Origin of the sequence: Niveispirillum sp. KHB5.9 (assembly GCF_048066115.1) — a bacterium.
Lineage (GTDB): Bacteria > Pseudomonadota > Alphaproteobacteria > Azospirillales > Azospirillaceae > Niveispirillum.
This window is the reverse complement of the sequence record NZ_JBLTYX010000002.1, coordinates 370,763-383,811: the sequence shown is the minus strand read 5'-3', so window position 1 is coordinate 383,811 and position 13,049 is coordinate 370,763. Positions and strand designations below refer to the sequence as shown.

General features: G+C 66.3%; 10 protein-coding genes. 8 read left to right on the top strand and 2 right to left on the bottom strand.

From position 1 onward, the window contains the following. Positions 1-183: 183 nt before the first annotated feature. The gene (locus ACM9HJ_RS06260; RefSeq protein ID WP_416570845.1) at positions 184-885 is read right to left on the bottom strand and encodes a response regulator; all 702 of its coding nucleotides are present in this window, start codon (positions 883-885) and stop codon (positions 184-186) included. Positions 886-1,164: 279 nt separating this feature from the next. Here ACM9HJ_RS06260 and ACM9HJ_RS06255 point away from each other — a divergent pair, with 279 nt between their 5' ends. The 8 genes from ACM9HJ_RS06255 (at position 1,165) to ACM9HJ_RS06220 (ending at position 10,777) form a co-directional block, all read left to right on the top strand. Next, the gene (locus ACM9HJ_RS06255; RefSeq protein ID WP_416570844.1) at positions 1,165-1,443 is read left to right on the top strand and encodes an NHLP leader peptide family RiPP precursor; all 279 of its coding nucleotides are present in this window, start codon (positions 1,165-1,167) and stop codon (positions 1,441-1,443) included. A gap of 152 nt (positions 1,444-1,595) precedes the next feature. Further along, the gene (locus ACM9HJ_RS06250) at positions 1,596-1,868 is read left to right on the top strand and encodes an NHLP leader peptide family RiPP precursor (protein ID WP_416570843.1); all 273 of its coding nucleotides are present in this window, start codon (positions 1,596-1,598) and stop codon (positions 1,866-1,868) included. Positions 1,869-1,974: 106 nt separating this feature from the next. Next, entirely contained in the window at positions 1,975-2,256 is a 282-nt protein-coding gene (locus tag ACM9HJ_RS06245; RefSeq protein WP_416570842.1) for an NHLP leader peptide family RiPP precursor, read from the top strand. A gap of 31 nt (positions 2,257-2,287) precedes the next feature. Continuing rightward, the gene (locus ACM9HJ_RS06240) at positions 2,288-4,543 is read left to right on the top strand and encodes a TOMM precursor leader peptide-binding protein (protein ID WP_416570841.1); all 2,256 of its coding nucleotides are present in this window, start codon (positions 2,288-2,290) and stop codon (positions 4,541-4,543) included. A 10-nt stretch (positions 4,544-4,553) separates the two neighbouring features. Beyond that, positions 4,554-5,402 (top strand): hypothetical protein, encoded by an 849-nt coding sequence (locus ACM9HJ_RS06235; RefSeq protein WP_416570840.1) that lies wholly within the window; start codon positions 4,554-4,556, stop codon positions 5,400-5,402. A gap of 31 nt (positions 5,403-5,433) precedes the next feature. Next, complete coding sequence (locus tag ACM9HJ_RS06230; protein WP_416570839.1) at positions 5,434-6,396, top strand: NHLP bacteriocin system secretion protein; 963 nt, start codon at positions 5,434-5,436, stop codon at positions 6,394-6,396. After that, on the top strand, positions 6,396-8,549 hold the full coding sequence (locus ACM9HJ_RS06225; protein ID WP_416570838.1) for an NHLP family bacteriocin export ABC transporter peptidase/permease/ATPase subunit: 2,154 nt from the start codon (positions 6,396-6,398) through the stop codon (positions 8,547-8,549). The genes ACM9HJ_RS06230 and ACM9HJ_RS06225 overlap by 1 nt, the downstream gene beginning before the upstream one ends. Then, on the top strand, positions 8,546-10,777 hold the full coding sequence (locus ACM9HJ_RS06220) for an NHLP bacteriocin export ABC transporter permease/ATPase subunit (RefSeq protein ID WP_416570837.1): 2,232 nt from the start codon (positions 8,546-8,548) through the stop codon (positions 10,775-10,777). The genes ACM9HJ_RS06225 and ACM9HJ_RS06220 overlap by 4 nt, the downstream gene beginning before the upstream one ends. On the opposite strand, the gene ACM9HJ_RS06215 is transcribed toward ACM9HJ_RS06220, so the two are convergent. Beyond that, positions 10,774-13,047: a molybdopterin cofactor-binding domain-containing protein gene (locus tag ACM9HJ_RS06215; protein WP_416570836.1), complete on the bottom strand. Its 2,274-nt coding sequence runs from the start codon at positions 13,045-13,047 to the stop codon at positions 10,774-10,776. The two genes, ACM9HJ_RS06220 and ACM9HJ_RS06215, sit on opposite strands and share 4 nt — an antisense overlap. Positions 13,048-13,049 lie beyond the last annotated feature (2 nt).

Here is a 13,049-nt window from a genome sequence, read left to right as displayed (position 1 = left end):
CACCGGGGAAGTCCTATGGGATCATCTGCTAACATTTTGATTATAAGGTATTATTATCTTGGGTATGTGCTGGTCGCGGAATCCCCGCGCCTGGGCGGCTGTTGAATCCAGCAGCCTTCCATTCGCCGGTTCAGCGGCAGCCGCAGCGTGAGGCAGGTACCTCTCGGGCCTGATTGCCAGTTGTCAGCCGTCCAGCAGGCCCAGGATCCTGGCCTCATAAATGGCTTCGGCCTTGGAGGTGACCTCCAGTTTGCCGTAGATGCGCCGTACGAAGGTCCGGACCGTGAAATGCGACAATTGCAGCAGCCGGGCGACCTCTACCGTCGTGAAGCCTTTGGTGATGAGGTCCAGTACCTCCTTCTCACGCGGGGAAAGCAATGACGACGTTTCCTGCCGCACAACCGTCCCGCCGACATCGATCGGGGGGGCATCCACCCCGCGTTGCCGGAAACGCAGCAGGATCTGCCGGGCGATGATCGGGCTGATCGGGCTGCCACCTGCGGCCAGATTACGGATTTCGTCGATGATGCGGTCCGGGGTGCTGTCCTTCAGCAGATAGCCGGCGGCCCCGGCTTGGATCGAGCGCATGACATGCGCCTCATCGTTGAAGCTGGAACAGACCATGATGTTGCATTCCGGCCACCGCTGCGTGGCAGCGCGGATGATATCGACGCCGGAACCGTCGGGCAGGTCCAGATCGACCAGCAGCACATCAGTCGGCGGCCCGTCCAGCATCCGCACCGCTTGCGCGCAACTGGCGGCCGCGCCCGACAGCATCATGTCGGGAGCGGCTTGAACGGCCCGTGCCAGCGCCTCCTGAAACCCCGCATCGTCCTCGACGATTGCGACGGAGAGGGGAGCCGGGGCGGGGCTGGCGACTTGCATGCTGCACTGCCGAAAAATGGACGACAACCAGTGTCACGCGATTGTTCTACAGACAGTATCCGACCCCGTAAATACTCTCACGCGAGATCAGCCATCAGGACACCCGTGGTCTGGTGCCGAGGTAAAAGGCGGCCCTTTCCAAAGCTTTAGCGGTGGAGGGTGTTTCCTTCCGGTCCCGGGGTGTCGACGGTATCGGTCGGCCGCGCTGGCGGGATGCCCTGCACTTCGACAATCCTCACCCTGTCCGAACGGACGATCACGCGACCAAGGAAAGCTGTGATGATGAATGAAGCGAACGACAAGGCCGCCAGCAAGATCATTGCCAAGGCCTGGGCCGATGACGGATTCAAGGCCCGGCTGCTGGCCGATCCGGCCGCCGTGCTGAAGGCGGAGGGGCTGGAGATCCCGGCCGGGATCGCCGTGCGCGTGGTGGAGGAGACCAGCACCACCCGCACCCTCGTCCTGCCGGCCCGGCCCACCGACCTGTCCGATGATGAGCTGGATTCCGTCGATGGTGGCGGGGTCGCCTGCTGGTGCCGGCCTCTTTCGGCGCTTTAATACGTAGCTGCATTGACCAGAACCTGCGGTCCTGGCCAATGCAGCCCCTCAGGCGCCAAGGGCGCCAACCAACCTGCGATGAGTATCACTCATCGCAGGTTGGTATAAGGCATCGGTCCCGCCCATCCAAACCATAGCAGAGGTAGAGAAAGATGAACGAAGAGAGCGCCAAGATCACCGGCCGGATCATCGCCAAGGCCTGGGCCGACGAGGGGTTCAAGGCCCGTCTGCTGGCCGATCCGACCGCTGTGCTGAAGGCCGAAGGCCTGGCAATTCCCGCCGGGATCGTCGTTTCCGTGGTGGAGGATACCAGCAGTTTGCGTACGCTGGTCCTGCCGGCCCGACCGACCGATCTGTCCGATGATGATCTGGATACCGCTGCGGGTGGCATAACCGCGATATGCAATTTGTGTAATTGTTTCTAAGGTACAGTACCCGTCCAAGGCCCTTTCCGACGGCATATCCAGTGACGTCGGAAAGGGCCTTGGCAATTGTCGATTACAAACACCTTGATACCGGAAGGGCTGTGCGATGACCCATGATGAGAAGGCCGCAGCCTATGGCAGGATCGTCGCCAAGGCCTGGAGCGATGAGGGGTTCAAGGCCAGGCTGATGGCCGACCCCATGGCCGTGCTGACGGAGGAGGGGATGGAAATGCCGGCCGGCCTGACCGTCAGCGTCGTGGAAAATACCGCCACCGCCTATACCCTGGTGTTGCCCGCCCGGCCGGTTGATCTGGCCGATGAGGAACTGGATCTGGTCACCGGCGGTTTCGATCTTGCCGCCCATTCGGCCTGTGCGCCGCTGTTCTGATCCCCCCTGTTCCAATAGCGGCCCTGTCTTCATGTTGAGCATCCCCGCCCTGAAGGCGCATCTGCGCGCGGTCGTCATTCCCGGTGAAGGCGTCATGCTTTTGACCGATGATGGCGGCAAGGTGCTGCATGGCGCCGTGTACGAGAAGCTGGTGCCCCTGATCGACGGCCGGCGTACGGCCGACGAGATCGTGGATGCGCTGGCTGGACAGGTGGAGGTGGCGCGCGTCTATTTCGCCCTGGGCCGGATGGAGGCGCTGGGGCATCTCGCCCCGCCGGCACCAGACGTGCCCCCCGCCATTGCCGGCTTCTGGCATGCCGTGGGTGCCGATGCAGGCGCTGTCCAGGACGCGCACATCACCCGGCATGTGGCCGTCCTGACGGTGGGGGAGGTGGGTGCGGCCCCCCTGCATGCGGCCCTGGCCGTCGCCGCCCTGACCGAAGTGGCGCCCGAGCGCGCGGATCTGTGGATCGTTCTGGCCGACGATTATCTGCGGCCGGAGCTGAAGGATATCAACGATGCCGCACTGACGGCGGGGCGGTCCTGGCTGCTGGCGCGGGCCGGCGGACGCGAACAATGGCTGGGCCCGTATTTCCAGCCGGGGACCACCGGCTGCTGGCAGTGCCTGCAACGCCGTTTGTCCCGCAACCGCGCCGTCCATAATTTCGCGGTCGCCAGGTTGGGCGACGCAGGTCCAGGGGAGACGGGCTGTCTGACACCCAGGGTCGGGCTGGCCGTTGCCCATGCCGCCACATGCCATGCGGTTGCCCTGGAGGCTGCCCTGATCCTGGCCGGCCTGCCCAGCGGCATGGGTGGTCGCGTGATCAGCCGGGATTGGGTCACCCAGGCCCAGCAGACCCACATCCTGACGCGCAATCCGCTATGTTCCGCCTGCGGTCGTCCGGCGGCACCCGCGGCCCGGCCCTTCGAACTGAGCGCCGGCCGGGCGGCGTTCCAGGCGGATGGCGGCCATCGCATTGTCGCACCGGAGGCGACGCTGGCCGCCTTCCACCATCTCGTCAGCCCCATAACGGGATTGGTCGGCATGGTGCAGCCGGTGACCCCGCCGGGGGAGACCCTGGCCCATGTCTATGCCGCCGGGTTCAACGCCGCGCGGCCCATCCGGTGCTTGCGCGACCTGAAGCGCAATCTGCGCAGCGCCGCGGCGGGCAAGGGCGTGTCGGAAGCACAGGCCAAGGTCAGCGCCCTGTGCGAGGCGCTGGAGCGCTGCAGCGGCGAGATCGCGGGGGACGAGGTACGTGTCCGGCGGGCCTGGAAGGACTGGGAGGCAGGGGAGGCCATCCACCCCAACACCGTCATGGGTTACAGCGACGCCCAGTTCGCCGACCGCGAGGCGCAGAATGCCAAGGGCTCGGTCTTCAACATCACCCCCATGCCCCTGCCGGATGATCTGGCCATCGATTGGACGCCGCTCTGGTCGCTGAGCGGGAAGCGGCACAAATATCTGCCCACGCAACTGGTCTATTATGGGGTCGATGGCGGACGCGACAGCCCGGAATTCCATGCCGTGGGCTGTTCCAATGGCAATGCTGCCGGCAACACAAGGGAGGAGGCCCTGCTGCAGGGCTTCTTCGAACTGGTGGAACGCGATGGCGTGGCGCTGTGGTGGTACAACCGCCTGCGGCGGCGCGGCGTCGATACCGCAAGCTTCGACGATCCCTATCTGCCGCGCATCGCCGCGCATTACCGGGAGAAGCATGGACGGGAAACCTGGGCGCTGGACCTGACGACCGACCTTGGCATTCCCGTGTTCGTCGCGCTGTCACGTGCCGTGGACCAGCCGCAGGAAAGGGTTCTGTTCGGGTTGGGCTGCCATCTGGATGCCCGCATCGCCCTGCAGCGCGCCTATGCCGAGATGAACCAGATGCTGGGACTGTCTTCGGGCGAGGCCGAGGGCAAGCTGGAGGATGAGGAAACGCTGCACTGGCTGCGCACCGCGACGCTGGCGAACCAGCCCTATCTGGCGCCCGACCCCGGTCAGGTTCCCGCGCGGCGGGACGATTTCCCCGTGCAGCACAGCGGCGATTTCCTGACGGACATCCATCATTGCCTGTCCATCCTGGATCGTGCCGGCCTGGAGATGCTGGTGCTGGACCAGACACGCGAAGAACTGGGCCTGCCGGTGGTCAAGGTGGTGGTACCGGGTCTGCGGCATTTCTGGGCGCGGTTCGCGCCGGGGCGGCTCTACGACGTTCCCATGCGCATGGGCTGGCTGGACCGCCCCCTGGCCGAGGCCGACCTGAACCCCGTCCCGATCTTCATATAGGGAGAGTATCTTGGCTGACTTCACGGAAAGGCTCTTCCTGCCCGGCGGCCTGCTGCTTGAAGCGTCGGTGAAACGGTTCCGCCTGCATCATCTCTCGCCATGGCAGGACCATCCGGCCGAGACCCTGTCGCCGGAAGGCGATGCGGCATCGACCCGGCAGCTGATGTCCGGCGCCCTTTATGCCGGCCTTTCGGTGGCAACGATGGTCCGGCCATCTTCCGCCGGGCGTGACGTCCTGTTGCGCTATATCCACGGCCTGGCGTCCGCGTGGCGCACCACGGGCGCCACGCCGGGGGCCATGCGCCGCGCGGCCCAGCGGCTGGAAGACCGGGGGCAGGTCGCCCTTGCCGATTATTGCCGCCATGTCGCGGAGGAGGAAACGGGGCACGACATCCTGGCCTGGCGGGATATCGAGGCGCTGGACCTGCCGGCAGAGGCGTTCGTCGAACAATGCCAGCCGGCGGCGGCAATGGCCTTGGCCGGACGCCAGCAGGCGCTGGCGGAATCCGACGAGCCGGTGGCCGTCCTGGGCTACGCCTATGCGCTGGAACGCACCAGCTTGAACGTCACGGCCGAGGTTGTCGCCGAGGTGGAAGGCGCCCTGCCGGCCGGGGTCAACGCCACCCGTTGCCTGCGGGTCCACAGCGCCGTCGGCACCGACATCCACCATGTCGCGGAAAGCCTGGAATTCATCGCGACGCTGCCCGCGTGCGATCGGGCCATCATCGCGCGGGAGGCATTCAACACCGGCCGGATCATCGGCGGCATGGATGATTATCCGGGCAACGGGGCCATGCATGCGCTGCTATCCTCGCTGGGATGGCGGCATCTGGAACCCGCTGCTGCTGCCTGTGCCTGACGGTCGGGACAAAGGGTGATGAAGGGGCGCGATGCATAATCCGATTTTCAGGCAGGCGGCGCAGGACGGGCTTTCCTCGCCCGAACAGCTGGATCAGCTCGTCCGGATCACGCCGGCCCGGACCTGGATCGCGCTGTGGACTATGGTCGCCATCCTGGCGGCGGTCGTGGTCTGGAGCGTCTTCGGCACCCTGCCGTCGCGCATGTCCGGTCGCGGCGTGCTGATCCATGATGGCGGCACGTTCAACATCGTGGCCGGCATCCCGGGCATCCTGGTCGATCTGCCACAGCTCACGCCGGGTCAGCATATCAGCAAGGGCGAGGTGCTGGGACGGGTCGTCAACCCTACCCTGGAACAGCATATCGCGTCGGCCGAGGCCTATGTGCGCGACCTGGCCCTGGCTTCGGGGGCGGAGGCGCGGGCCAGCCTGGCAGAAGCGCGGCGGGAGCTGGACCGGATGCGGTTCGAGGCGGCCCTGGATCAGTCCCTGGTCAGCGATCAGGATGGCGAGGTGGTGGAGGTCATGGCCACCAACGGCCATCCGGTGAAGCCGGGGGACCCCATTCTGAGCGTGGAATACGGGGAGTCGCCGCTGCGCGTCGTGCTGTACCTGCCGCCAGGCAGCAATGCCAAGCTGTTGCGGCCGGGCATGCTCACCGAAGTCTCGCCGGTCACCAGTCTGCGTGAACGCGATGGCTATATGCTGGGGCGGATACGGTCGGTTTCCAAATATCCCGCCACCAGGGCGGGCATGCTGGCCCTGGTGCCCAATCCGGCGCTGGTGGATGAGCTGGCGCCCGACGGTGCCCCCATCGCCGTCGAGGTGGACCTGATCCCCGACGCGGACGCACCGGGCCGCTATCGCTGGTCCTCACCGGAGGGCGAGGCGCTGGAGATCAGCAGCGGCACCTTGTGTACCGGCAGCTTCGTGCTGGAGAACCGGCGGCCGATCGCCCTGCTGTTTCCCTTCCTCGATGATGGCGGGCGCAATTGATGGCCCCGGCCGCGCCCAGGCGCCGGGTCCGGACGCCCACGATCCTGCAGATGGAGGCGGTGGAGTGTGGTGCCGCCAGTCTGGCCATCATCCTGGCGCATTACGGCCGTCATGTTTCGCTGGAGGAATTGCGGGCGGCCTGCGGCGTCTCCCGCGATGGCAGCAAGGCCAGCAATATCGTGAAGGCCGCCCGTACCTATGGCCTGATCGCCGGCGGCAAGCGCTATGACATCGCGCAACTGCGCGAGGCGGCCCTGCCCGCCATCGTCTTCTGGAACTTCAACCATTTCCTGGTGGTGGAAGGGTTCGGCCCCGGTATCGTCCATCTCAACGATCCGGCCGCCGGCCCCCGCCGGGTGACGGATGCGGAGTTCAGCGACGGTTATACGGGCGTCACATTGGCGATGGAGCCGGGGCCGCAATTCACCAAAGGCGGTCATGAGCCCAGCCTGGCCAGGGCCCTGTCATCGAGGCTGAAGGGTGTGCGCACGGCCTTCGCCTTCGTGGTCATCGCCACGCTGGCCCTGGTGCTGCCGGGGCTGGCGCTGCCGATGTTCACCCAGGTATTCATCGATGAAATCCTGATCAAGCGGCTGGACGGCTGGCTGGCCCCCCTGCTGATCGGCATGCTGGCCACCGCCGGCATGCGTATGCTGCTGACATCCCTGCAGCAGTCGCAGCTGCTGCGGTTGGAAATGCGGTTGTCGCTGCAATCCTCGGCCGTCTTCTTCTGGCATGTGCTGCGTCTGCCAGTGGCGTTCTTCAATCAGCGTTACGTGGGCGATATCAGCGTCCGCGTCGCGGCCAATGATCGCGTGGCCCAGCTGCTGGCCGGCGACCTGGCCACCAACGCGGTCAATGTCCTGTCGGTGATCTTCTATGCCGCCATCATGGCGACATACGATGTCGGGCTGGCCCTGGTCGGCGTGGTCATCACCGCGTTGAATCTGCTGGTCCTGCGGGCCATCGCGCGCAAGCGGCGGGACGACAGTTTCCGGCTGTTGCAGGACCGGGGCAAGCTGATGGCGGTCACCATGGGCGGGGTGGAAACCATCGAGACCCTGAAGGCCACCGGCGGCGAGGGGGATTTCTTCGCCCGCTGGTCGGGCCAGCTGGCCAAGGTGATCAGCGGTGAGCAGAAGCTGGAATTGAACACCCGTCTGCTGACGGTGCTGCCGGGCGTGCTGAACGCGCTGGCCGCGGTCGCCATCCTGGGGCTGGGCGGCCTGCGGGTCATCGATGGCGACATGTCCATCGGCATGCTGGTGGCGTTCCAGGGACTGATGTCCGGTTTCACCCAGCCGGTGACCAATCTGATGGGCCTGGCAGGCAAGTTGCAGGAGGCCCAGGGCGACATGGCCCGCCTGGACGATGTCCTGGATTTTCCCATCGATGCCGGATCGGCGGCGGGGGGAAGCCATACGGAGGAACTGCAAGGGCATCTGGAGCTGCATGGCCTGCGCTTCGGGTACAGCCGGCTGGAACCGCCCCTGATCGAGGATTTCAACCTGACGCTGGAGCCGGGTCGGCGCGTCGCCCTGGTCGGCGGGTCGGGCAGCGGCAAGTCGACCGTGGCCCGGCTGGTCACCGGCGTGCTGACGCCGTGGGCGGGGCAGGTGCTGCTGGATGGCATTCCCCGCGAGGAGATCGACCGCGACCGGCTGCACGCCACGATCGGCAGTGTGGATCAGGATATCTATCTGTTCGCGGGCACCATCCGCGACAATCTCAGCCTGTGGGACGCCACCCTGCCGCAGGAGGACATGGTCAATGCCGCGCGGGATGCCGTCATCCACGACGTCATCGCCGCCTGGACCGGCGGCTATGACGCCCCGGTGGAGGAGGCGGGCGTCAATTTCAGCGGCGGGGAGCGCCAGCGGCTGGAGATCGCCCGGGCGCTCGCCGGCCGGCCGCGCGTGCTGGTGCTGGACGAGGCGACGGCCGCCCTGGACCCCGTGACCGAAGCGGCCATTGACGGAAACCTGCGCCGGCGCGGCTGCGCCTGCCTGATCGTGGCCCACCGTCTGTCCACCGTCCGCGATTGCGACGAGATCATCGTCATGGATCGCGGCCGCATCGCCGAACGCGGAACCCATGACCAGCTCATGGCCCGCGACGGTCATTATCGCAGCCTGATCGGCACCGGCCAATGAATGACACGCCCGCTTCCGAAGCCGCCCTTGAGATCGTTCCGACGCCGGACAAGGCGCCGGCCCGCCGTCTGCTGGACAAGACACGGGCCGATCGCCGGATGTTCGCCACCGCCATCGCCGATCTTGCCCAGGTTCTGACCGGGCCGGATAGCGATGCCACCACCCTTCCACGGACGGGTGATGCGATGGTCGATGCCTGTCAGCAGATATTCCGGGCTATTGGCATCCATGCCGACATTGCCGCCCCGGCGGCCGAGGATTCCGACCAGCGCCTGGAAATCCTCGCCCGGCAGGCGGGTGCGGCCTGGCGCGTGGTTTCGCTGGCGGGGGAAGGGTGGTGGCGGGAAAATGCCGTGCCCTTGCTGGCCTTCCGCAAGGACGGGGAGGCCGTGGCCCTGTTGCCTTCCGCCCGTGGGGATCTGTGGCTGTGGGACCCCGCCACGGGTACGCGGGTGCGCCTGGATGCCGAACAAGCGGCTGGGTTGGAACAGCAGGCCTTCATGTTCTACCGTCCTCTGCCGGACGAGCCGGTCAGCCTGATGGGGCTGGTGCGTTTCGCGCTTCGCGGCAGCGATCGCGATATCGCCCGCCTTCTGCTGCTGGGCATGCTGGGCGGGATACTGGGCCTGGGAGTGCCGATGGCGACCGGGGCGGTGATCAGCACTGTCATTCCGGCGGGGGAACCGGGCAGCCTGGCGCAGTTCATGCTGCTGCTGCTGACGGCGACCCTGGGTGTCGGTGCCTTTGAACTGACCCGAGCCATCGCCCTGCTGCGGGTGGATGCGCGGGCCGCCATCACCGTGCAGGCGGCGGTCATGCAAAGGGTGCTGCGGCTGCCGGCCCCGTTTTTCCGGACCTTCGCCGCCGGTGACCTGACACAGCGGATATTCGGCGCCACCCAGATCCTGCATGTCATCAGTGCCGCCGCCCAGACGGCACTTGTCAGCTGGATATTCAGCCTGGCCAGCTTCGCCTTCCTGTTCACGGTGGACTGGCGCCTGGGTTTGCTGGTCGGTGTGCTGGTCGGCGGCGGGGTTGCGGTGGCGGTGCTGATCAATCTGCTGCGGCTGCGGCTGGAACGGCAGATGGTGGCCGTGCAGGGCGATCTGGCCAGTCGGGTTTTCCAACTGCTGACCGGTGTGGCCAAGCTGCGGGCCAATGGCGGCGAGAGGCGGGCCTTTTCGCTCTGGGCGACGCGGTTCGCGCGGCAGAAGACCCTGAGCTTCGGCGTGCAGCGTCTGGTCAACCGGCTGGAGGTGTTCAATGCAGGCTATGTGGTCATCGCCTCGCTCTGCCTGTTCGCGGCGGTGGCATCCTTCGCACCGCTCGGCACCGGGGCGTTCGCCGCCTTCAATGCCGCCTTCAGCCAGTTCTTCGCCGCGACCCTGGCCATGACCATGGCCATGACCAGCGCGCTGAGCGCGGCACCGCTCTATGAACGCCTGAAGCCCCTGCTGCAGGCCATGCCCGAACCCAACCATGTCCAGGCGGCTCCGCGGCTCTTCACCGGTGCTGTCGATATCAGCCATGTCAGTTTCCGGTACGCACCGTCCGGTCCGCTGACGCTGGACGATGTCTCGCTGCGCATTCAGCCGGGGGAATTCGTTGCCATCGTCGGTGCGTCCGGGTCCGGCAAATCCACGCTGTTCCGCCTGTTGCTGGGCTTCGAGCAACCGCAGGGCGGCGCCATCTATTATGACGGCCAGGACCTTGTGGGGCTTGATCTGGGCGCGGTGCGACGGCAGCTGGGGGTGGTGCTGCAAAATGGCAAGCTGATCCCCGGTCCCCTGTTCGCCAACATCATCGGTTCCACCCCGCGCCTGACGGTGGATGATGCCTGGGAGGCGGCGCGGCTGGCGGGGCTGGACCAGGATATCCGTGCCATGCCCATGGGTATGCACACGGTGATTGCCGAGGGGGCCGGCGTCATTTCCGGCGGACAGAAGCAGCGCCTGATGATCGCCCGCGCCCTCGCCGCCCGCCCACGTATCCTGCTGTTCGACGAGGCGACCAGCGCCCTGGACAATACGACCCAGGCCATCGTCACCCAAAGCCTGCGGGAGTTGAAGGCGACGCGGATCGTGATCGCGCATCGCCTGTCCACCATCATCGAGGCCGATCGGATCTTTGTCATGGATCGCGGGCGTCTGGTGGAAAGCGGCACCTATGCGCAGCTGATGGAACAGGGCGGCGCCTTCGCCGCCCTGGCTAAACGACAGGTGGTCTAACCTTCCAAACCCTTCAGCATCGGGGTGTGCCTTATCCGCCGGCCAGAGGCGGCGAAGATCGCGTTTGAAAGGGCCGGTGCCAGTGGCGGTACGCCCGGTTCGCCCAAACCGGTCGGCGGCTCGTCATTTCCCATGAAATGCACATCGATGCGCCGGGCGGCCCGGTCGATCCGCATCATGTTGTAGCTGTCGAAGTTCGACTGTTCGACCTGCCCGTCCGTGATGGTGATCACCTGCCCCAGTGCCGCCGACAGCGCGTCCTGGATGCTGCCCTCGATCTGTGCCCGGGCGCCGTTGGGATTGATGATCCGCCCGGCATCGACCGCTGCCGTCACGCGCTCGACAGTCAGTTTGCCATCGACAAAGGCGACCTCGACGATTTCGGCCGCATAGGTCTCGAACGTGAAGTTGGCGGCGATGCCGCGTCCGTGGCCTTTCGGCAGCGGCTGGCCCCAGCCGCTCTTCCCGGCCGCCAGTCGAATGACATTTGCCAGACGCGCGGTATCGAAGACCCGCGGCGGCATGCCCGGCAGATAGAGATAGTCGAGCTTGCGGCCCGGCCCGATGAGTTCGAGCCGATATTCGACCGGATCACGGCCAAGTGCGAAGGCGATCTCGTCAAGGAAGCATTCGATGGCAAAGCAGTTCACATTGTGCCCGGGCGCGCGCCAGGAGCCGCGCGGGGCCGCCGAGGGCAGCGGATAATAATCGACCCGGAGATTGGGAACATGATGGGCCGGAAATCCGTCGGGATAATATTCGATGAGCTGTGGTGGCACGCCCCTGGAAAAGGCCGTGCGTGAATGTGTGGCCAGCTTGTGCCGCCAGCCCGACAGCTTGCCGTCACCGTCGATCGCGGCCTGCATCAGATGGCAGGCGCCCGGCCGGTAGAGATCGTGGCAGATGTCGTCTTCCCGCGTCCATACCAGCCGTATGGGCCGGCGTAGCGCCTTGGCGATCAGCGCTGCCTCGGCGACCATGTCCTGGTCGAACTTCCGTCCGAACCCGCCGCCGAGACGTGCCAATTTTACATCGACCTTGAGCGGATCGACCCCCGTGACGCGCGAGATGACGGATGCCGCCATGTCCGGCGCCTGGGTTGTCACGATCGCACTGGCATGTGTGCCATCGGACGACACCGCAACCAGCGCATTGGGCGGTTCCATGCAGGCATGTGCCACCATCGCGGATTCATAGCGCGCCTCGATGACCCGGCTGGCCGTCGCGGCGACTGTGTCGAAGTCGCCGTCCTGCCGCACCATGGCGCCGTCACCCTGTTCCATCTTCGCCCAGGTTTCGCGATAGGCGGCGGCGCTGTCCTCATTGGCGGCTTCGCCGGGCCCCCGGTGCCATTCGATGATGAGCGCGTCCCGCCCCTTGATCGCCGCCCACAGGCTGTCGGCGACGACCGCGATGCCATCGGCAAGCGGTATCGAGAGGGGCTGGACCGGCGGCAGCTGGTCTTCGGGCCGCAAGCCGCGGATCGGTACCAGGTCAAGCACGCCTGGAACCGCCCGGGCGGCGGTGTCATCGATTTTCGCGGCCGTTCCGAAAAGATAGGGCGAGCGTGCGATCACGGCATGCAGCATGCCGGGCATCTCGGCGTCGATGCCGAAAAGCGGCTCACCGCGGACGATGCGGTCGGCATCGCGGTGGCGCTGGGGCTTCCCGATGATGGTGAAGTCCTTCGGGTCCTTGAGCGGCAGGTCGCCCTGGGGGTCGGGCCGCCGGGATGCGGCCGCCGCGAGCGCGCCATAGGTCGACCGCCGGCCGGAGGCGGCATGGGAGACCATGCCATCCTTTGTCGTCAGTGTTTCGACGGGCAGTGCCCATTGCTCGGCCGCCGCTTCAAGGATCATGCGGCGTGCGCGGGCACCGGCCTTGCGCAACGGCATATAGCCCACGCGCACGCTGTTCGATCCGCCGGCCGTTGTCTGGCCGGCACCGACATAGGAGCGCACCTGGCCTTTCTCGTTCCTGGCGAGCAGCAGCGGCATAGGCTCGACGGTCACCCGGTCGAAGGAGACGTCGAGCTCCTCGGCGATCAGCATCGGCAGCGAGGTGAACGTGCCCTGGCCCATGTCGGGCACGTGGGCGCCGATAACGACACTATTATCGGCATTCACGCGCACGAACGGGCCGATTTCGCCTTTGAAGCCCGCAGGTGTGGAAGCGGTGGCCGGAGACGCCTGCCGGGCGAACACGATGAGCGCGCCTGCCGCGGCGGCGGCTTTTAGAAAGGCGCGTCGGGAAGGGGCGGGGCTCCGCATGC

What these genes read in the sequence shown, in the direction of transcription:
- ACM9HJ_RS06255 (WP_416570844.1), top strand. Translation starts at nt 1,165, where the DNA reads ATGATGAATGAAGCGAACGACAAGGCCGCCAGCAAGATCATTGCCAAG.
- ACM9HJ_RS06225 (WP_416570838.1), top strand. Translation starts at nt 6,396, where the DNA reads ATGGCCCCGGCCGCGCCCAGGCGCCGGGTCCGGACGCCCACGATCCTG.
- ACM9HJ_RS06260 (WP_416570845.1), bottom strand. Translation starts at nt 885, where the DNA reads ATGCAAGTCGCCAGCCCCGCCCCGGCTCCCCTCTCCGTCGCAATCGTC.
- ACM9HJ_RS06240 (WP_416570841.1), top strand. Translation starts at nt 2,288, where the DNA reads ATGTTGAGCATCCCCGCCCTGAAGGCGCATCTGCGCGCGGTCGTCATT.
- ACM9HJ_RS06250 (WP_416570843.1), top strand. Translation starts at nt 1,596, where the DNA reads ATGAACGAAGAGAGCGCCAAGATCACCGGCCGGATCATCGCCAAGGCC.
- ACM9HJ_RS06245 (WP_416570842.1), top strand. Translation starts at nt 1,975, where the DNA reads ATGACCCATGATGAGAAGGCCGCAGCCTATGGCAGGATCGTCGCCAAG.
- ACM9HJ_RS06215 (WP_416570836.1), bottom strand. Translation starts at nt 13,047, where the DNA reads ATGCGGAGCCCCGCCCCTTCCCGACGCGCCTTTCTAAAAGCCGCCGCC.
- ACM9HJ_RS06230 (WP_416570839.1), top strand. Translation starts at nt 5,434, where the DNA reads ATGCATAATCCGATTTTCAGGCAGGCGGCGCAGGACGGGCTTTCCTCG.
- ACM9HJ_RS06220 (WP_416570837.1), top strand. Translation starts at nt 8,546, where the DNA reads ATGAATGACACGCCCGCTTCCGAAGCCGCCCTTGAGATCGTTCCGACG.